This window comes from Noviherbaspirillum aridicola (assembly GCF_019656455.1).
Classification (GTDB): Bacteria; Pseudomonadota; Gammaproteobacteria; order Burkholderiales; family Burkholderiaceae_D; genus Noviherbaspirillum; species Noviherbaspirillum aridicola.
In genome coordinates this window covers 119,249-135,658 of sequence record NZ_BPMK01000011.1, presented here as the reverse complement: position 1 = coordinate 135,658, position 16,410 = coordinate 119,249, and the positions used below count along the sequence as shown (strand labels likewise).

Genomic DNA, 16,410 nt, shown 5'->3' with positions numbered 1-16,410 from the left:
GTTTATCCGCCCATCTGCAGCAGCATGTCGAACAGCTGGCTGGCGGTCTGCATCATCTTCGCGGCGGCCTGGTAGGCCTGCTGGTAACGCATCAGGTTGGCGGCTTCCTCGTCGAGGTTGACGCCCGATTCGGCCTGGAACTCGGCTTCCGCCTGTTCAAGGTATTTGGTCTCGGCCTTGTTGGAGACCTCCAGTTCGCGCGTCTTGTTGCCGACCGCGCTCACCAGCTGCCCGTAGGCGCCCTGGTAGGTCGTCGTGCCGCCGGCCATGGTTTTCGCCGTCTGCAGCGCGCCGAGCGCGAGCGCGTTGCGGTTGTCGCCGGCGCCGGTCGGATTGGGCCCGATGACAAAGCTGTCGCCATCCACTGGCGTGCCAGTAATGGTGACGCTGATGCCGCCGAAGCTGAAGGTATCGCCTTCGGCGTAGGGGATGGTCGTCGTCCAGTTTGCGACATTGTGCGTCGCTGTCGTGCCGTTGGCATGCCTGACGCTGACGACGGCATTGTCGGGGAAATTCCGAAGACTGCCGCCGCTGAATTGCAACGTGGTGTAGGGCCGATCGATCGGATGGGCTCCGGCTACGGCAGGAATGCCGTGCAGCGCCACCCCGCCGACCGTGACGACATCGCCGGTATCGTAAGGAACGCTCGCGGTGCCTGCGGGATAGCTGGTGGTGGTGGCACCGCGCGTCACGGAAACCGGCTGGTTTGCGGGGAAGCCTGACAGTGTTCCACCGGGCGAGGCGCCGGCGTAAGTCAGGCTCAGCGGCGCAGCCTGCATCAGTACCGAGGAGTTCACGGTGACCGCGGAAATCTTGCCCGATCCCGTATTGCCGGTCGGGGCCGACGATACCGCCGGCGACCCTGCCGCGAGCTTGGCGACGTCTGTCACCGCCAACTTGATATCGGCGGCGCCGCTCCGGGCGGGCGCGATCAGGAAGGACTCGCCGTTCGCCATGGCCGGCGACGGCGCGGAAACGGTTACGCCCTTGATCCTCGACGTGACTTCGTCGAACGGACCGGTGGAGCGCTCGCCGGTCGTGCGGTTGACCAGGGTGTAACTCGCGGCGCCGTTGAACGTCAGCTCGTATTCGTCGCCGGTCAGCGCGCCGGCATCGCTGAGCGCAAGCTGTATTCTCGCGCCCGAGGTATTGTCCTTGCTGCCCTGGGCGGTCGGCAGCGCGATGCTGAAAAAGTCGCCGCCGTTGGCGCCGTTCTGGTCCACGCCAAGACGATGCTGCGCATTGAAGGTCGACGCCAGGCCTATCGCCACCCGGCCGAGCGCGCTGAATGCCGGATCGAGCGATTTGCTGCGGAATTCCAGCAGGCCACCGAGACGGCCGCCCGACAGGCTGTTCTGTCCCAGCTCGATGATCTTGCCGTTGCTGAGATAGCCGACCTCGGTACGCGTCGGGTCGTATTCCGAGTCCACCGTGGTCAGCTTGTAGTCGTTGGCGCCGACCACGAGCGGCTGGCCGTTGCCGACGAAGACGTTATAGCTGTTGCCCTGGCGGACGACGGTGGTCTTGATTTCCCTGCTCAGCTCGGTGATCGCGTGGTCGCGCTGGTCGAGCAAGTCATTGGATGCCTTGCCGCCGGCGGCGCCGGCCGCGAGTTCGATCGCGTCGTTGAGCTTGGCGATCTGCTCGGCGTAGGTATTGATGGTGGTGACGGTGGACTCGATCTGGCTGTTGACGTTGCCCGCCAGCTCGCGCATCTGGCCGTCGAGCGCCTGGAAGCGCGACACCAGCGTCTGCCCGGCGGAGATCACCGACTGGCGCGCCTCGTTGGCGTTCGGGTGCGACGCCAGATTCTGAATGCTGGCGAAGAAGTCCTGGAGCGTCGGCGACAGACCGGCCGAACTGTTGGCCAGCACATTGTTGATCTGGTTGAGCTGCGTGTAGTACGCCTCGGTCTGGCCCTGGGCCGACATCCCGGTGCGCACGTTCCCGGCGAGGATGTCGCTGTAGATGCGGCGCACGTCGGAAATCGCCGTGCCCTTGCCGATGTAGCCCGAGCCGAGGTTTTGTGCGCCCGCCGAAGTCTGCAGCACTTCCTGGCGGGAGTAGCCCGGCGTGGCAGCATTGGCAATATTGTGGCCCGTGGTGGCCAGGCCTGCCTGCGCCGCGGCCAGCGCGCTCTTGCCGATGCTGAGGATTGAGCTCATGGTGGGTTTTCCCGGGATTCGATGTCTGTTTGAACGGCAGCGCCGGCGGAAACTTGAGGGCCGCCTGCCACGCTGCCGTTTTCGTTATTAAGCCGACAATGAGCGCGTGATGATGCGCGCCAGCTTGGCGCCGTACTGGGGATCGGTCGCATAGCCGGCCTTCTGCAGGCCGTGCGCGAAGCCGACCGCGTCCTGGGCATTGGCGATCACGTTCTTGTAGCGCGGGTTGTTCTTGAGCAGGCTGGCGTAATCGCGGAAGGCATCGGCGTAAGTGTCATAGGCGCGGAACCGCTCGATCTTCGTCTGCGGCACGCCGTTGACATACTCTGTGGTGGCGGCTTCCACCACCTTGCCCTTCCAACCGGCGCCGGCCTTGATGCCGAACACGTTATGGCTGCGGGTACCGTCGGCCGCCGTGATCTCGCGCCGGCCCCAGCCGCTCTCCAGCGCCGCCTGGCCGAGCATGAACTTGGCCGGAATGCCGGTGCTGCGGCTCGCTTCTTCCGCATGCGCGCCGAGGCGTTCCTGGAATGCGCGCACATGCGCCGGACGGGAAGACTTCGATGCCGCCGCCTCGGGTACGGCGGGCGCGCCGGGTGCGTTCCCCTTGGCGGCCTCGAAGCGCCGGCGCTCGAGCTCGAAGGGCTTGACCGCGTCGAGATCGACCGCGCCCTGCCCCTCCTGCTGGCGGACGATGTTCGACAGCTGGCGGGTCAGCACGTCGGCCAGGCCGATGCCCTTGGAAGCCATGGTCTGGCTCAGCTGCTGATCCAGCATCGAGGTGTACATGCGGCTCTGCTGGCTGTCGAACACGCCCTCCTGCGGCGTCGCATCGCGCATGCTCTTTAGCATCATGTTGACGAACATCGCCTCGAACTGGGTCGCGGTCGACTTCAGCGCCTCGGGCGAGTTGTTCCTCGCCGAGCGCCGCAGATCCCCGACCTGCTTGAGGTCGAGCGCAAAACTGTCGGTGGCGTTGTTGTTGACGGGACTGGTCATGGTGTGCGGTCAGATGATTTCGAGTTCGGCGCGCAGCGAGCCCGCCGCTTTCATCGCCTGCAGTATCGCCAGCAGATCCTGCGGCGTGGCGCCGATGGCATTGAGCGCCTTGACGACGTCGGCCAGCGAGGTGCCGCCCTTGAGCAGCAGGACCTGGCCCGGCTCCTTCTTGATGTCGATCTGCGAGCTGCCGGCCACCACCGTCTGCCCGGCCGAGAACGGGGCGGGCTGGCTGATCACCGGCTCGGTATTGATCACCACCGACAGGTTGCCGTGGGAGACCGCGCAATCCTCGAGCGTCACCGCCTGGTTCATCACGACGGAGCCCGTGCGCGCATTCAGGATGACCTTGGCATTGCCCTGCGCCGGCGTCACGTTCAGGCTTTCGAGACGGCCGAGAAAAGCGACCCGGCTGTCATTCTCCAGCGGGGCGCGCACGCGGATCACGCGGCCGTCCTGGGCGGCGGCGGTCTCCGGACCGAAGCTGCGGTTGATCGCATCCACCACCCGGCTGGCGGTGGAAAAATCGCTGTCGTTGAGTTCGAGGAATACCGAATCGCCGTTGCCGAGCGAGGTCGGCACCGCGCGTTCGACGGTGGCGCCGTTGGAAATACGGCCCACGCTCAGGTGATTGACCTGGGCCTTGCTGCCGTTGGCCGAGGCGCCGACGCCGCCGACCAGCACGTTGCCCTGCGCGATGCCGTAGATCTGCCCGTCGGCGCCCTTGAGCGGCGTCATCAGCAGCGTACCGCCGCGCAGGCTCTTGGCATTACCCATCGAGGACACGGTCACGTCCAGCATCTGGCCGGGCTGCGCGAACGGCGGCAGCGAAGCGGTCACCACCACCGCGGCCACGTTCTTGAGCTGCAGCGTGCTGTTCGGCGGCAGGTTCACGCCCAGGTTCTGCAGCATGCTCACCACGCTCTGCACGGTGAACGGCGTCTGCGTGGTCTGGTCGCCGCTGCCGTCGAGGCCGACGACCAGGCCATAGCCGATCAGCTGGTTCTGGCGCACGCCCTGGATGCTGGCCAGGTCCTTCAGGCGCTCCGCATGGGCGGCGCCGGCGCCGAGCAGGCTGCAGGCGCAGAGCACGGCGGCCGCGGTTTTTTTCATCGTTGCGAAATACTGATCCATCTGCCCGTCGCCTCGTTACAGCGGCATCACGCTGAGGAAGAACCGGGTGAGCTGGGACATCAGCTCGGCCTTGTCGACCCGGGTGTTGGTGCGGTATTCCACCCGCGCGTCGGCCACCTGGGTGGACGACACCACGTTGCCGCTCATGACGTTGTCGGGATTGACCACGCCGGAGAAGCGCACATATTCCACGCCCTTGTCGAGCGCGACCTGCTTCTCGCCGCTCACCAGCAGATTCCCGTTCGGCAGCACTTCCATCACGGTGACGGTGATGGTGCCGGAGAAGGTATTGCTCGAGCTGCTCGTACCCTTGTCCTCGAACTTGTTGGAGCCTTCCACGCCGAGGCCCAGCTTGGCCACCGTGGCCGCCGGGATGCCGAACAGCTGCGACGCGCCGAATTCGACATCGCCGCTCTTGCTGGCCGCATTGGCCGCCGACTTGCCGGCGCTGGTGCGCTCGTTGATGGCGATGGTCAGCATGTCGCCCACCCTGCGCGCGCGGCGGTCCTCGAACATCGGGCGGTAGCCGTTGTTGAAGATGGCGCCGTTGGCGGCCTGCGCCGGGGCCGGCATCGGCTGGCGGGCGGCGGGCTGGTGCGTGATCGTGTCGGGCACGGTGGAGCACGCGGCCGCGAGCAGCAGCAGCGGTGCGAGGCTGGCGACGGCGGAAAGACGTTTCATGATCATGGACTCGCGGCGGATTACAGCTGCGACAGGCGCTGCAGCATCTGGTCCGAGGTCGTGATGGCCTTGCTGTTGATTTCGTAGGCGCGCTGGGTCTGGATCATGTTGACCAGTTCCTCGACCACGTTGACGTTGGAGGTCTCGACATAGTTCTGCACCAGCAGGCCGGCGCCGTTGGTGCCGGGCGCGGTCACCTGCGGCGCGCCGGATGCCGCGGTTTCGACGAACATGTTCTCGCCCTTGGCTTCCAGGCCGGCCTGGTTGACGAAGGTCACCAGCTGGATGTTGCCGATCTGGGTCGGGTTGACGTTGCCCGCCGTGGTCACCGTCACCGTGCCGTCGCGCGCGATCGTCAGGCTGCGGGTGTCGGCCGGAATCGTGATGGCCGGCTGCACCGGGAAGCCGCTGGCGGTCACCAGCTGGCCCTGGCTGTCGGTCTGAAAGGAGCCGTCGCGGGTATAGGCGGTGGTCCCGTCCGGCATCAGCACCTGGAAGAAGCCCGGGCCCTGGATGGCCACGTCCTTTTCATTGCCGGTCTGCTGCAGGTTGCCCTGCGTGAAAATCTTCTCGACCGCAACCGGGCGCACGCCGGTGCCGATCTGCATGCCGGAAGGCAGCTGGGTCTGCTGCGAGGACTGGGCGCCGGGCTGGCGCATGGTCTGATACAGCAGGTCCTCGAACACGGCGCGCGAGCGCTTGAAGCCGGCGGTGCTGACGTTGGCCAGGTTGTTGGAAACCACGTCCATCTGCGTCTGCTGCGCATCGAGACCGGTCTTGGAAATCCAGAGGGATCGAATCATTGCATTCTCCACCGCCTCCGCCGGGATTCATGCCCGCGGACGCGCGTTGTCGGCACATTGCCGGCAGATTGCCGGCATCGTCATTGTGGCTTGTTCATCAGCCCGTCAAAGAGAGGAGCTGAGCGGCTTTCGCCTCGTTGCTCTCGGCGTTCTTGAGCAAGTTCATGTGCAGTTCGAACTGCCGTGCAAGCTCGATCATGTCCACCATGGCGTCGACCACGTTGACATTGCTGCCTTCGACCGCGCCGCCGATCAGCACCACGTTGGCGTCGGCTTCCGCCTCGCCGCCGGCCTTGAGCCGGAACAGTCCGTCGTCGCCGCGCACCAGGTCCGCCTCGGGCGGATTGACCAGCTTGATCCGGCCCAGCATGTTGGGCGCGCCCGGCTTGAAGCCGGTATCGATGGTGGTGACGGTGCCGTCCTTGGCAATGGTGACGCTGACATCGGGCGGCACCGCGATCGGGCCGCCGTCGCCCAGCACCGTCTTGCCGCTCTGGGTCTGCAGCTGGCCGTTCTCGCTCAGCTTCAGGCTGCCGGCGCGGGTGTAGGCCTCGGTGCCGTCCTCGAGCTGGACCGCGATCCAGCCCGGCCCCTGCACCGCGACATCGAGTTCGCGCCCGGTCTGCTGGATCGGACCGGGACGGAAGTCGGTGCCGACGGTGGCGTCGACCACGAACGAACGGGTCGGCAGCGGCGCATTCAGCACCGGCACCGCGCGGAAGCTGTCGACCTGCGCGCGGAAGCCGTCGGTGCTGACGTTGGCCAGGTTGTTCGCCGTATTCCCCTGTTTTTCGAGAATATGCTTGGCGCCGGTCATGGCGGTATAGATCAGGCGGTCCATGGCTTATCAGCGCAGGTTCACCAGGGTCTGCAGCACCTGGTCCTGGGTCTTGATGGTCTGGGCGTTGGCCTGGTACACGCGCTGGGCGGTGATCATGTTCACCAGCTCGGCCGTCAGGTCGACGTTGGAGTCTTCCACCGCGCTCGACTGCAGCGTGCCGAGGCCGGCCGAGTTCGGCGGTCCGACCAGGGCCTGGCCCGACATCGACGACTCCGCCCATTCATTGTTGCCCAGCGGCTGCAGGCCGTTCGGGTTGGTGAAGTTGGCCAGCACCACCTGCCCCAGCGTCGCCGACTTACCGTTGGTGTAGCGGCCGGTGATCACGCCGTCCTCGCCGACGTTGAAGCCGGACAGGCGGCCGGTGGTGTAGCCGTCCTGATCGAGCTTGCTGACGCCGAAGGCGGAACCGGTCTGGGTCGCGCTGCCCATGTTGAACGAAAAGTTGAACGGCGTGACGGCGTTGTTGACTACCGTGCGGCCGGTCGCGGCAGTGACCGCGCTGGCGACCGATGTGAGATTGATGCCGCCCGGAAGGATCGAGCCCGTGCCGATCAGACTCGGCGTGGTGGCGGTGGCGGGAGTCCGAACGATCTGGCCGCGGCCATCGAAGCTCAATTGTCCGAGCGCGTCGTACGGCGCGGCTGTCGCAACGCCGGATGCATTGGCCTGCGACAGCATGACACCGTCCAGCGATCCATAAACCTGCCAGGTCGACATCACGCCGGGCTCGGCGGCGGGATTGTCCTTCACATAGTAAAGCTGCAGCACATGCTCGTTGCCGAGGCTGTCGAACACCGAGACGGAGCTTGAATTGGTGTAGGTCTCCGGCCGAGTCGGATCGAAGGCCACGGCGATCACATCCCTGCGCGAGTCGAGATTGACTTCCAGATCCACGTCGGTGGTGGCGCGCGGCGGGAGATTGGTGGTGCGGATATTGATCTCGGTCGGCGCACCGGTCGCCAGCACGCCGGCGGCGTTGGCCGCATAACCGGTCAGGCGGGCGCCGGTGTTATTGACGATGTAGCCCTGGTTGTCCATCTGGAACTGCCCGTTGCGGGCGAAGGTGATCGCGCCGTTGTTGCTCATCCTGAAGAAGCCGCCGCCGTTGATCGCCACATCGAGCGGATTGCTGGAGGCAGTGATATTCCCCTGGGTGAACTGCTGCACGATGCCCGCCACCTTCACGCCGATGCCGGCCTGCGCGCCCGACACGCCGGTCAGCGAATTCGCATAGACGTCGGCGAACTGTGTCTGCGATGACTTGAAGCCGACCGTGTTGGCGTTGGCGACGTTGTTGCCGATCGTCTCCAGGTTCTTGGATGCGGCATTCAGGCCGCTCAGTCCTTGTTGAAAGCTCATTTCTTACTCCTTGGAGGATATGCAACGAATCAGTAAATCTGGCGGATGTCGGCGAAGGCCACGGTGCCCAGCCCGGGAATCGTGACTTTCACGCCCTGCGCGTTGGTCGTGACGCTGACGACTTCGCCGAAGGACAGCGCGGTGGAGGCGACCGCCGTGTCGCCGCGCACGGCCTTCACCTCGAAGGTGTAGCTGCCGTTGGCGAGCTGGGTGCCCGCATCGTTCTTGCCGTCCCAGGTGATCGGCAGCGTGCCGGCCTTTTGCGCGCCGAGGTCGAGGGTACGCACCGGCACGCCGGAGCTGTTCATGATGGTGACGCGCACGCTGTCGGCGGCTTCCGGCAGGTCGGCGCCGAGTATGGCCTGGCCGTCGGTCAGGCCGATGGTGGAGCCGGGAGCGAGCACGCCGTGGCCGATCATGTCGGTCGCCTGCAGCGCCTGGCTGGTTTGGTAGCTCGCCTGCAGCGCCTGCAGCGTGGTGTTGAGCTTGTCGATGCCGGTCACGGTCGACAGCTGCGCCATCTGGGAGGTGACCTGCGCGTTGTCGAGCGGGTTGAGCGGGTCCTGGTTCTTCATCTGCGTGATCAGCAGCGTCATGAAGCGGTCCTGCGTTTCCTGCACGCTGGTAGTGGCGGCCTTGGTGCCGTTCATCGCCGCCATCAGATCCGCCGGGACGTTGTTGTTCGTTCCTTGCACGGTTGCCATTCAGTTCTCCTGTTACTGGCCGAGCGTCAGCGTCTTCAAGAGCATGGTCTTGGCTGCGTTCATGGTTTCGACGTTGTTCTGATAGGAGCGCGAGGCGGAGATCATGTTGACCATCTCCTCCACCACGTTCACGTTCGGCATCGTCACGTAGCCGTTCTCGTCGGCCTGCGGATGCTTGGGATCGAAGACGGTCTTCAGCGGCGACTGGTCTTCCACCACCTTGGCCACCTTCACGCCGGCGGCCGCCGGGCTGGCGGTGGGCACCACCTCGAACACCACCTGCTTGGCGCGGTACGGCTGGCCGGTGGAGCTGGTGGTGCTGTCGGCGTTGGCGATGTTGGAGGCGACCGTGTTGAGGCGCTGGCCCTGGGCGCTCATTGCCGAGCCGGCGACGTTGAAGATATTGAAGAGCGACATGATTATTGTCCCTGTACGGCCGTCAGCAGCGTCTTGAGCTGGCCGCTGGCGAAGGTGACGCCGGCTTCGTAGCGCAGCGCGTTGTCGATGAACTGGTTGCGCTCGGCATCCATGTCGACGGTGTTGCCGTCCACGTTGCCCTGCGCGTTGGTGCGGTACAGCAGCTGCGCGCCGCTGAGCGTGGTGCCGGCGGAGAGACCGCCGAGATGACGCGGCGAGGTCTTGGCCAGCACGTCCGCCGGCGCCCCGCCCTTGCCCTGCGGGCCGGCCATCGCCTGCTTCAGCGCGCCGCTGAAATCGACGTCGCGCGCCTTGTAGTTGGGCGTGTCGGCGTTGGCGATGTTCGACGCCAGCACCTCCTGCCGCTCCGACCGCAGTCGGAGCGCGGTCTGGTGGAAGCGCAGTTGTTCGTCCAGCTTTCCTATCATGTCGATCTCCAGGCATTGCCGCTGCATCACCGCCGGTCGTGGGACCGAAAAGCGATGATGGATTGATATAGGCTGGATGGTAAGGAGGGAGATGTCACGCCGATCGGGGAATAAGACTCGAAAACCGCGTCCTGTTCGCGCTTTTGAATCACGCGCGACTCGTGAACAATGACGCTGGTTCAAAGCCCTTCCCGTTCATGAGAATCTCCGTCAAAGCCCTGCTGGCAGCACTGACCGCCCTGAGCCTTCCGGCCGCCGCGTCCGCACAGACTCCGGCGCCCGCGCGCCAGGATCCGGCGGCGCTGCGCCAGGTGGCGGAACAGTTCCTGCGGGTGCAGAGCGCGGGGCTGCCCGGCGAGGCGCAGATCAGCGTCGGCCAGGTCGATCCGCGCATGAACCTGGCGGTCTGCCCCGCGCCCGAGGCCTTCCTGCCGGCCGGCAGCCGCGCCTGGGGCAAGACCACCGTCGGCATCCGCTGCAACGCGCCGTCGACATGGACGATCTACATCGCGGCGACGGTCAGGGTCCAGGGCGAGTACCTGGTCGCCGCCGCGCCGCTCGCCCAGGGCAAGACGCTGGGTCCGGAAGATATCGTGGGCATGCGCGGTGAACTCACCGCCCTGCCGGCCGGCATCGTCACCGATGTCTCGCAGGCGGTAGGACGCACGATGGCGATATCGCTGCCCGCCGGCGCGCCGCTGCGCGCCGACTCGCTGCGCAGCGTGGCGGCGGTGCAGCAGGGGCAGACGGTGCGGATCGTCAGCGCCGGTCCCGGATTCAGGGTTTCGGCCGAGGGCCGCGCTCTCAACAATGCCGCCGACGGCCAGGTCGCGCAGGCGCGCACCGCTTCCGGGCAGGTGGTCAGCGGGGTGGCGCGGGCCGGCGGCGTGGTGGAAGTAACTTACTGATGAAAATCAGTGTTTTTTCGGTCGGGATGCTAAAGTTTCGAGCCTGAGCGTCGATAAGAACAATGAGAAGTAGTGAAAGACTGCTAACCAAGCAAGGAAAACGCAAGTGAAGATCGAAGACACACTCAAGAAAACCGCGGGTCTGGGCGTGCCGAGCACGCCGGCGCGCGGCAAGGGCGCCGACAAGGCGGCGGGCGTGAGCCAGACGGCAGCGGAAACCGACAGCGTCAAGCTGTCCGCGACCGCGCAGTCGCTGGCCCAGGCCAGCGCCGGCGGCGTATTCGACAGCCAGAAAGTGGAAGAGATCAAGGCAGCGATCGCCAACGGCACGTTCAGGGTCGACCCGGAAAAGGTCGCCAACGGACTGCTCGACACGGTCAGCGACCTGATCAAGACCCGCAAGGGATAATTTTCATGCAACAAACCGGTAAAGCACCCGCGCTGCAGTTCGGCGAGGAAATCGCGGCAGGCAAGGCCCTGCTTGAGGTACTGCGTCAGGAGCAGGAATGCCTGATCGCCGCCGACATCGAAGGGCTCGGCGCGCTTACCGAGGAAAAATCGAAACTCCTCGCCCGCCTGGGCGAATTCGCCATGCAGCGCCAGCGCGCGCTGGCGGACGCCGGCATCGAAGACTCCGAAGCCGGCATGCAGTCCCTGCTGAAGAACGCCCCTTCCTCCGTCCGCGCCGACTGGGACCAGCTGCTGGCCGTCGCGCGCGAGGGCAAGGAACTCAACCGCGTCAACGGCCTCCTGATCGGCCAGCACATGTCGCGCAACCAGAACGCACTCAATGCGCTGCAAGGCGGCGGCCAGGCGGCCGGCACGCTGTACGGGCCGAACGGCCAGGCGGCATCGCAGGGCGGTTCGCGGCGCCTGGTGGTCGGCTGAGCGCTTACGCGCCGGCCGTTTCCGCTTTATCTCCCTGTCATATGTTCGGCGACCGGCTGTCCGGTCGCCCCGGATCCATTCCGGCGCCTCGATGAATGTGCAGTTCTCTGCACATTTTCCTTGAGAAGAGAGTTCTTGTGCAGTATCCTGCACATATGGATACGACCAGGACCATAGGTAACCGGATCAGGGCAAGGCGCAGCGAACTGCACATGACGCAGGAAGAGCTGGCTGTCCGCGCGGGTCTCAGCCGCCGCACCCTCATTGCCGTCGAGGCCGGCAAAACCGACATCACTCTCACCCGCCTGCTCTCCGTGCTCAGCGTGTTGGGCCTCGAAATCGGCCTGACCGAGGCCGCACGGACGAAGCGTCGCCCACGCGAGTCGGAACTGCTCGAGATTTTCGGAGAGGATGAATGAGCGCGCCAGCTCCCCAGGGTAGGCTCAAGAGGCTGTATCTCCATACCACGCAGGGCTATGCCGGGCCCCTGAGCCGCGAGAGTCAGTATGTATTCAGCTACCACACTGATGACCCACAGTGCGAGATCAGTCTCACAATGCCTCTGCAGGCGGAAAGTTACTCGGCTAATGTGCTGCCCGGCGTATTGAGGCAGAACCTGCCCGAGGGCTACCTGCGTGACTGGTTTCGCGAAAGGCTGTTCTCGAAACTTATGAAGATGGACGACTTCAACCTGCTCGCATTGACCGGCGGCGAGATGATAGGCCGAGTCCGGTGTGCAGGGTCCGAACAGCCTCCCGACCACGGCGTCTCACCCATCAGCCTCAAAGACCTGCTGACCTGGAAGGGCACGGAGTCTCTTTTCGACTACTTGGCGGAGCGCTATGCGCTCAATTCAGGCATTTCGGGTGTCCAGCCCAAGGTATTGGTACCTGCAACACGAGACGATGACGCGCCATTCATCGAGAAGAGTGCCTTGCGCGACCGGCGCCTGATCGTGAAATCGGCGGGCGAGGATTTCCCGGGGCTGCCGGAGAACGAGTATCACTGCATGAGCATTGCGCGTAAGGCCGGACTCGTAGTCCCAAACTTCTGGCTGTCCGACGACCGCAGCCTGTTCATCATGGAGCGCTTTGACATTCTGCCAGATGGAAGATACCTCGGCTTTGAAGATCTGACTGCGTTGACCGGACGTCGCAACGAAGACAAATATCTCGGCAGTTACGAGATGGCTGCAAAGGCGGTCTCGCTGTTCTCCTCGCGGGATTACGAAAAAGACTCCCTGATCGCGCTGTTCTCGAGCGTGGTGCTGTCCGTTTCGCTGCGGAACGGCGATGCGCATCTGAAGAACTTCGGCATGCTCTATACGAGCCCCCAAACGAACGACGTCCGGCTGTCGCCGCTTTATGATGTCGTCAATACCACTTGCTACATCCAGAAGGACATTCCTGCTCTGAAACTAGCCGGCGCAAAGAGCTGGCCTGACCGCGAATCCCTGGCTGCATTCGGACGTGAATACTGTGCGTTGACGCGCCCCGAAGACATAATTGATCGTATTTGCGAAGCCGCCATGTCCTATCGTCCCGAGATCGAGCCCGGCGACATCTGGAAACGCATGCAGCCCGAGATCGAGAGAGGCTGCGGCAGCCTGAGCAGGGGACGCCTCTTGCCTCCCCAATTCGGGCAATTCTGGTAACTGGGAAATAACCACGAGACCCTAATGGTTGCACAATTTGCAACGAGCAGTTTCGTTAGGCGGTAATCCCCCCGGCCAAAAGTGGCGATCGGAAGTAGAATTTTCTCACTGAGGGAGAGTTCTGCATGAAGAAGTCGAAGTTTTCCGACAGCCAGGTCATTGAAGCGCTCAAGCGGGTGGAAGGTGGGCTGGCGGTGCCGGAGTTGTGCCGGGAGCTGGGGATCAGCTCGGCGACGTTCTACAAATGGCGTGCCAAGTACGGCGGGATGGACACGTCGATGATGGCCCGGATGAAGGAACTGGAAGCGGAGAACGCACGGCTGAAGAAGATGTATGCCGAGGAGCGTCTGAAGGCTGACATTCTGAAAGAGGCAATGGCAAAAAAATTTTGAGGCCATCTCGACGCCGTGAGATGGCCAAGGACGCCGTTGACAGCAAGGGGATCAGCATCCGCTTGGCGTGCGATATCTTCCAGGTCAGCCAGACCTGCTACCGATACAGTGCAAAGCGCAACGCCGAGAATGAAGAAATTGCGGGCTGGCTGATGCGCCTGACCGACAACCATCGCAACTGGGGCTTTGGCTTGTGCTTCCTGTACCTTCGCAACGTGCGTGGGTATGGCTGGAACCACAAGCGCGTGTACCGGATTTACCGGGAGCTGGAGCTGAATCTACGGATCAAGCCAAGGAAGCGGCTGGTGCGAGAGCGGCCGGAGCCGCTGACGGTGCCGACAACAATCAACCAGGTTTGGTCCATGGACTTCATGCATGATCAGCTCGGTGATGGCCGCTGCTTCCGCCTACTGAATGTGATCGATGACTTTAACCGGGAGATCGATTTCTCCCTGCCGGCCGAGCGCGTGATACGAGCCCTGGAGCAGATCATCGAGTGGCGCGGCAAGCCGGCCGCAATTCGCTGTGACAATGGACCGGAAAACATCAGCGGCGCAGTGCAAACCTTGGGCGGCTTTACGCCAAAGCAGCGGCTGGCCATGGCCGCGTGACTTTACTTCTAAACGCCCTCAATTCCGGGGGGATTACCGGAGCAGTGCTAGAAAAGCAAATGAGCACCGTGAAGGTGCAGATTTCTGGTATTGGTTGGCTCCCCACCCAGGCAGATAGCACGCCTCCCTACTTCACCGGCACCTCGGTCCGCTCTTCCGGCACGTTCGACAGGATCATCAGCGATACCCGCCGGTTGCGCAGCCGCCCTTCCGCGGTGTCGTTGGATTCGACCGGGCGCGTGGCGCCATGGCCGACGGCGGTCAGCCGCTCCTCGGCGATGCCGCCGTCGATGAACAGGCGCACGACCGCGGATGCCCGCACCGCGGACAGCTCCCAGTTCGACGGAAACGATGCGTTGCGGATCGGCACGCTGTCGGTATGCCCCTCGACCTGTATCGAATGGTCGTCGTTCTTCAGTACATCCGCGACCGCGCGCAGCGCGGCGATGCTCGAACCGGACAAGCGGGCGTCGCCGGGAGCGAACAGCACGCTTGCATTGATTTCGACGGTCACGCCGCGCGGCGTCTGGGTGACCCGCACCTTGCCCTGCTCCACCAGCGGCGCCAGCGCCTTGAGAATGTCGCGGGCGACGCTGGTCAGATGCTCGCGCTCGCGGCGGACTGCCTCGGCATTGCGCGGTTTCATCGGCACGCCGCGCGGCACGACGGGCGGCGGCGCCACGCTGCCCGACGGGAGGTCGGCGGGAACAGGACCGACCTGCTGGCGGCCGAAGGCGCTCAGCAGGGAATTGGACAGGACGCGGTACTTGCCCTCGTTGACGGTGGACAGTGCGTACATGACCACGAAGAAGGCGAACAGCAGCGTGATGAAGTCGGCGTACGACACCACCCAGCGCTCGTGGTTGTCGCCCTCTTCATCGTCGAACCGCCTGCGTCGTTCGCGTGCCATCGCGGCCCCGGGTTCAGGCATAGGCGAGGAGTCGTTCCTCGACCACGCGCGCGTTGTCGCCATTGGCGACGCTGCAGAAGATATCGGTCAGCATCTCGCGGCGCCGGACTTCTTCGCCGACGAGCGTCTTGAGCTTGCCGGCGATCGGCAGGTAGACGAGGTTGGCCAGGCCGACACCGTAGACGGTGGCGACGAAGGCGACCGCGATGCCGCTGCCGAGCCTGGCTGGTTCGCTCAGATTTTCCATCACGTGGATCAGGCCCAGCACGGCGCCGAGAATTCCGATGGTCGGCGAGTAGCCGCCCGCCGCTTCCCAGATCCGCACCGCCTGGCGCTCGCGGCGCTCGTGCGTGGTGATGTCGGTCTCGAGGATTTCGCGAATCTTGTACGGGTCGATGCCGTCGACGATCAGCCGCAGTCCCTTCTGGGCGAAGCGGTCGTTGACGGTTTCGACGAAACGCTCCAGGCTCAGCAGACCCTCCCGGCGCGCGGTGGCGCTCCACAGCAGCACGTCCTGGCGCAGCGTATTGCTCTTGGCGACGGGCGGCCTGAACACCCAGCGCAGCATTTTCATGCCGCGCATGAAGCTGTCCATGCCGCTCTGCAGCAGCACCGCGCCCATGGTGCCGACGGCGACGATGAGGAAAGCGGTCGGCTGCAGCAGGGAGGCGATCTCGCCCCCTTCCAGCGCCTGGCCGATGAAGATGCCGGCCAGCGCCAGCAGCAGCCCGCTCAGGCTAGCCCAGTCCATGCCTGCTCCTTGAGACGGGCGCGCATGCGCGCGATCGCCTGGCTGTGCAACTGGCACACGCGCGATTCCGACACGCCCATCACGGCGCCGATTTCCTTGAGATTCATTTCCTGCTCATAGTAGAGGCCCATCAGGATCTTCTCCCTCTCCGGCAGCGCTTCGATCGCGTGGATCACGGCCTGCCGGAAGCCGCTGTTCATCAGCGCCTGCAGCGGATCGCTGACCAGGTCCACGCAATAGCGGTCGAGGAAATGGTCGTTGTCTTCCTTCTCGTGGAAGTCTTCGTAGTACACCAGCTGGTGGCCGCCGCCCTCGCCCAGCATTTCCTGGTATTCCTCGAGCGAGATCTTCATTTCCTTCGCGATCTCGGCCTCCTTGGGCGGGCGGCCGAGCCGTTGCTGGGCGCGGTTCATCGCTTCTTCGATCTTGCGCATGGTCTGGCGCACGCTGCGCGGCAGCCAGTCGTTGTTGCGCAGCTCGTCGAGCATGGCGCCGCGGATGCGCTGCACCGCGTAAGTCTCGAACTGCGCGCCATGCGTCTCTTCATAGCGGCCGAGCGCGTCCAGCAGGCCGATCATGCCGGCCTGGATCAGGTCGTCGACCTCGACGCTCGGCGGCAGCTTGGCCTTCATCTGGTGCGCCAGCCGCTTGACCAGCTGCGAATGCTCCTGCAGCAGGTGGTTCTTGTCCGATTTTCCGCTAACGGTGTACATAGTCTGGATAGCAAGCCCGGTCCGCGCGGGCGCCGGGCATCAGCGTCATTCC

The 16,410-nt window shown here is 64.5% G+C and carries 18 protein-coding genes and 1 pseudogene; 6 read left to right on the top strand and 13 right to left on the bottom strand.

Annotated elements, in window-relative coordinates; all coding sequences use genetic code 11:
- Positions 1-2: 2 nt before the first annotated feature.
- The 10 genes from flgK to flgB all read right to left on the bottom strand — a co-directional run bounded on the left by flgK (position 3) and on the right by flgB (position 9,531).
- Entirely contained in the window at positions 3-2,165 is a 2,163-nt protein-coding gene (gene flgK / locus NCCP691_RS13650; protein WP_220809089.1) for a flagellar hook-associated protein FlgK, read from the bottom strand.
- 87 nt (positions 2,166-2,252) lie between these two features.
- Positions 2,253-3,164 (bottom strand): flagellar assembly peptidoglycan hydrolase FlgJ, encoded by a 912-nt coding sequence (gene flgJ, locus NCCP691_RS13645; protein ID WP_220809088.1) that lies wholly within the window; start codon positions 3,162-3,164, stop codon positions 2,253-2,255.
- 9 nt (positions 3,165-3,173) lie between these two features.
- Positions 3,174-4,298 (bottom strand): flagellar basal body P-ring protein FlgI, encoded by a 1,125-nt coding sequence (locus tag NCCP691_RS13640; RefSeq protein WP_373870358.1) that lies wholly within the window; start codon positions 4,296-4,298, stop codon positions 3,174-3,176.
- Positions 4,299-4,313: 15 nt separating this feature from the next.
- Positions 4,314-4,979, bottom strand: a complete 666-nt coding sequence (locus NCCP691_RS13635) for a flagellar basal body L-ring protein FlgH (RefSeq protein WP_220809087.1) — start codon at positions 4,977-4,979, stop codon at positions 4,314-4,316.
- A gap of 20 nt (positions 4,980-4,999) precedes the next feature.
- The gene (gene flgG / locus NCCP691_RS13630; RefSeq protein WP_220809086.1) at positions 5,000-5,782 is read right to left on the bottom strand and encodes a flagellar basal-body rod protein FlgG; all 783 of its coding nucleotides are present in this window, start codon (positions 5,780-5,782) and stop codon (positions 5,000-5,002) included.
- Between the two features lie 97 nt (positions 5,783-5,879).
- Positions 5,880-6,623 carry a flagellar basal-body rod protein FlgF gene (flgF, locus tag NCCP691_RS13625; protein ID WP_220809085.1) on the bottom strand — a complete coding sequence of 248 codons (744 nt, stop codon included), beginning with the start codon at positions 6,621-6,623 and terminating at the stop codon, positions 5,880-5,882.
- A 6-nt stretch (positions 6,624-6,629) separates the two neighbouring features.
- Positions 6,630-7,982 carry a flagellar hook protein FlgE gene (flgE, locus tag NCCP691_RS13620; protein ID WP_220809084.1) on the bottom strand — a complete coding sequence of 451 codons (1,353 nt, stop codon included), beginning with the start codon at positions 7,980-7,982 and terminating at the stop codon, positions 6,630-6,632.
- Positions 7,983-8,011: 29 nt separating this feature from the next.
- Entirely contained in the window at positions 8,012-8,686 is a 675-nt protein-coding gene (locus tag NCCP691_RS13615) for a flagellar hook assembly protein FlgD (protein ID WP_220809083.1), read from the bottom strand.
- A gap of 12 nt (positions 8,687-8,698) precedes the next feature.
- Positions 8,699-9,103 (bottom strand): flagellar basal body rod protein FlgC, encoded by a 405-nt coding sequence (gene flgC, locus NCCP691_RS13610; RefSeq protein ID WP_220809082.1) that lies wholly within the window; start codon positions 9,101-9,103, stop codon positions 8,699-8,701.
- Between the two features lie 2 nt (positions 9,104-9,105).
- Complete coding sequence (gene flgB, locus NCCP691_RS13605; RefSeq protein WP_220809081.1) at positions 9,106-9,531, bottom strand: flagellar basal body rod protein FlgB; 426 nt, start codon at positions 9,529-9,531, stop codon at positions 9,106-9,108.
- Between the two features lie 197 nt (positions 9,532-9,728).
- Between flgB and flgA the strand changes: the two genes are divergently transcribed.
- The 6 genes and pseudogenes from flgA to NCCP691_RS13575 all read left to right on the top strand — a co-directional run.
- On the top strand, positions 9,729-10,439 hold the full coding sequence (gene flgA / locus NCCP691_RS13600) for a flagellar basal body P-ring formation chaperone FlgA (RefSeq protein ID WP_220809080.1): 711 nt from the start codon (positions 9,729-9,731) through the stop codon (positions 10,437-10,439).
- Between the two features lie 106 nt (positions 10,440-10,545).
- The gene (flgM, locus tag NCCP691_RS13595) at positions 10,546-10,848 is read left to right on the top strand and encodes a flagellar biosynthesis anti-sigma factor FlgM (protein WP_220809079.1); all 303 of its coding nucleotides are present in this window, start codon (positions 10,546-10,548) and stop codon (positions 10,846-10,848) included.
- Positions 10,849-10,853: 5 nt separating this feature from the next.
- Positions 10,854-11,327 carry a flagella synthesis protein FlgN gene (locus tag NCCP691_RS13590; protein WP_220809078.1) on the top strand — a complete coding sequence of 158 codons (474 nt, stop codon included), beginning with the start codon at positions 10,854-10,856 and terminating at the stop codon, positions 11,325-11,327.
- Positions 11,328-11,422: 95 nt separating this feature from the next.
- A complete protein-coding gene (locus NCCP691_RS13585; protein ID WP_309295122.1) occupies positions 11,423-11,746 on the top strand; it encodes a helix-turn-helix transcriptional regulator in 324 nt (107 codons plus the stop codon).
- Positions 11,743-12,981: a type II toxin-antitoxin system HipA family toxin gene (locus NCCP691_RS13580; protein ID WP_220809076.1), complete on the top strand. Its 1,239-nt coding sequence runs from the start codon at positions 11,743-11,745 to the stop codon at positions 12,979-12,981. The genes NCCP691_RS13585 and NCCP691_RS13580 overlap by 4 nt, the downstream gene beginning before the upstream one ends.
- A gap of 125 nt (positions 12,982-13,106) precedes the next feature.
- Positions 13,107-13,924 (top strand): annotated as a pseudogene (locus NCCP691_RS13575) (IS3 family transposase); the annotation flags it as partial.
- A 187-nt stretch (positions 13,925-14,111) separates the two neighbouring features.
- On the opposite strand, the gene motD reads toward NCCP691_RS13575, so the two are convergent.
- From motD to NCCP691_RS13560, 3 genes are read right to left on the bottom strand one after another with little or no spacing between them, the layout of a single operon-like run.
- Positions 14,112-14,915, bottom strand: a complete 804-nt coding sequence (gene motD / locus NCCP691_RS13570) for a flagellar motor protein MotD (protein WP_238482429.1) — start codon at positions 14,913-14,915, stop codon at positions 14,112-14,114.
- Positions 14,908-15,645: a flagellar motor protein gene (locus tag NCCP691_RS13565; RefSeq protein WP_220809075.1), complete on the bottom strand. Its 738-nt coding sequence runs from the start codon at positions 15,643-15,645 to the stop codon at positions 14,908-14,910. Before NCCP691_RS13565 ends, motD begins: the two co-directional genes overlap by 8 nt.
- The gene (locus NCCP691_RS13560) at positions 15,627-16,358 is read right to left on the bottom strand and encodes an RNA polymerase sigma factor FliA (protein WP_220809074.1); all 732 of its coding nucleotides are present in this window, start codon (positions 16,356-16,358) and stop codon (positions 15,627-15,629) included. The genes NCCP691_RS13565 and NCCP691_RS13560 overlap by 19 nt, the downstream gene beginning before the upstream one ends.
- Positions 16,359-16,410: the final 52 nt, after the last annotated feature.

Coding starts and splice junctions, on each gene's coding strand:
- flgK (WP_220809089.1), bottom strand. CDS start 2,165: ATGAGCTCAATCCTCAGCATCGGCAAGAGCGCGCTGGCCGCGGCGCAG.
- flgJ (WP_220809088.1), bottom strand. CDS start 3,164: ATGACCAGTCCCGTCAACAACAACGCCACCGACAGTTTTGCGCTCGAC.
- NCCP691_RS13640 (WP_373870358.1), bottom strand. CDS start 4,298: ATGGATCAGTATTTCGCAACGATGAAAAAAACCGCGGCCGCCGTGCTC.
- NCCP691_RS13635 (WP_220809087.1), bottom strand. CDS start 4,979: ATGAAACGTCTTTCCGCCGTCGCCAGCCTCGCACCGCTGCTGCTGCTC.
- flgG (WP_220809086.1), bottom strand. CDS start 5,782: ATGATTCGATCCCTCTGGATTTCCAAGACCGGTCTCGATGCGCAGCAG.
- flgF (WP_220809085.1), bottom strand. CDS start 6,623: ATGGACCGCCTGATCTATACCGCCATGACCGGCGCCAAGCATATTCTC.
- flgE (WP_220809084.1), bottom strand. CDS start 7,982: ATGAGCTTTCAACAAGGACTGAGCGGCCTGAATGCCGCATCCAAGAAC.
- NCCP691_RS13615 (WP_220809083.1), bottom strand. CDS start 8,686: ATGGCAACCGTGCAAGGAACGAACAACAACGTCCCGGCGGATCTGATG.
- flgC (WP_220809082.1), bottom strand. CDS start 9,103: ATGTCGCTCTTCAATATCTTCAACGTCGCCGGCTCGGCAATGAGCGCC.
- flgB (WP_220809081.1), bottom strand. CDS start 9,531: ATGATAGGAAAGCTGGACGAACAACTGCGCTTCCACCAGACCGCGCTC.
- flgA (WP_220809080.1), top strand. CDS start 9,729: ATGAGAATCTCCGTCAAAGCCCTGCTGGCAGCACTGACCGCCCTGAGC.
- NCCP691_RS13590 (WP_220809078.1), top strand. CDS start 10,854: ATGCAACAAACCGGTAAAGCACCCGCGCTGCAGTTCGGCGAGGAAATC.
- NCCP691_RS13585 (WP_309295122.1), top strand. CDS start 11,423: ATGTGCAGTTCTCTGCACATTTTCCTTGAGAAGAGAGTTCTTGTGCAG.
- NCCP691_RS13580 (WP_220809076.1), top strand. CDS start 11,743: ATGAGCGCGCCAGCTCCCCAGGGTAGGCTCAAGAGGCTGTATCTCCAT.
- motD (WP_238482429.1), bottom strand. CDS start 14,915: ATGCCTGAACCCGGGGCCGCGATGGCACGCGAACGACGCAGGCGGTTC.
- NCCP691_RS13565 (WP_220809075.1), bottom strand. CDS start 15,645: ATGGACTGGGCTAGCCTGAGCGGGCTGCTGCTGGCGCTGGCCGGCATC.
- NCCP691_RS13560 (WP_220809074.1), bottom strand. CDS start 16,358: ATGTACACCGTTAGCGGAAAATCGGACAAGAACCACCTGCTGCAGGAG.